1 other annotated feature (only partly in view) is annotated in these 1,369 nt (G+C 51.6%).

Annotated features, from left to right (window positions below):
* Nucleotides 1-16: 16 nt before the first annotated feature.
* Nucleotides 17-1,369: a sequence feature (mutual gap in cmsearch alignment for this rRNA model is longer than 100), on the minus strand (it continues 1,722 nt past the right edge of the window).

A 1,369-nucleotide genomic window follows, 5' to 3' on the forward strand; every position in this document is an offset into this window, starting at 1 on the left:
CACCTGCTAAGGTTATAGGGACAAGCCGTACGGGCAATTAGTACTGGTTAGCTTAATGCATTACTGCACTTCCACACCCAGCCTATCAACGTCCTGGTCTCGAACGACCCTTCAAAGAGCTCAAGGCTCTGGGAAATCTCATCTCAAGGCAAGTTTCCCGCTTAGATGCTTTCAGCGGTTATCTCTTCCGAACTTAGCTACCCGGCAATGCCACTGGCGTGACAACCGGTACACCAGAGGTTCGTCCACTCCGGTCCTCTCGTACTAGGAGCAGCCCCCTTCAAATTTCCAACGCCCACGGCAGATAGGGACCAAACTGTCTCACGACGTTTTAAACCCAGCTCACGTACCACTTTAAATGGCGAACAGCCATACCCTTGGGACCGGCTACAGCCCCAGGATGTGATGAGCCGACATCGAGGTGCCAAACTCCCCCGTCGATATGAACTCTTGGGAGGAATCAGCCTGTTATCCCCAGAGTACCTTTTATCCGTTGAGCGATGGCCCTTCCATACAGAACCACCGGATCACTATGTCCTACTTTCGTACCTGCTCGACTTGTCAGTCTCGCAGTTAAGCACGCTTATGCCATTGCACTATCAACACGATGTCCGACCGTATCTAGCGTACCTTCGAACTCCTCCGTTACACTTTAGGAGGAGACCGCCCCAGTCAAACTGCCTACCATGCACTGTCCCCGATCCGGATAACGGACCAAGGTTAGAACCTCAAACAAACCAGGGTGGTATTTCAAGGTTGGCTCCACGAGAACTGGCGTCCCCGCTTCAAAGCCTCCCACCTATCCTACACAGATTGGTTCAAAGTCCAATGCAAAGCTACAGTAAAGGTTCATGGGGTCTTTCCGTCTAGCCGCGGGTAGATTGCATCATCACAAACATTTCAACTTCGCTGAGTCTCGGGAGGAGACAGTGTGGCCATCGTTACGCCATTCGTGCAGGTCGGAACTTACCCGACAAGGAATTTCGCTACCTTAGGACCGTTATAGTTACGGCCGCCGTTTACTGGGACTTCAATCAAGAGCTTGCACCCCATCATTTAATCTTCCAGCACCGGGCAGGCGTCACACCCTATACGTCCACTTTCGTGTTTGCAGAGTGCTGTGTTTTTATTAAACAGTCGCAGCCACCAGTTTATTGCAACCCTTTCACCCTTCTGGAGTAAACCAGTCAAGCTACCGGGGCGTACCTTTTCCCGAAGTTACGGTACCAATTTGCCGAGTTCCTTCTCCCGAGTTCTCTCAAGCGCCTTAGAATACTCATCTCGCCCACCTGTGTCGGTTTGCGGTACGGTCTCGTATGACTGAAGCTTAGAGGCTTTTCTTGGAACCACTTCCGATTGCTTCATGCAC

It is taken from the genome of Janthinobacterium sp. PC23-8, assembly GCF_002250505.1.
Taxonomy (GTDB): domain Bacteria; phylum Pseudomonadota; class Gammaproteobacteria; order Burkholderiales; family Burkholderiaceae_D; genus Janthinobacterium.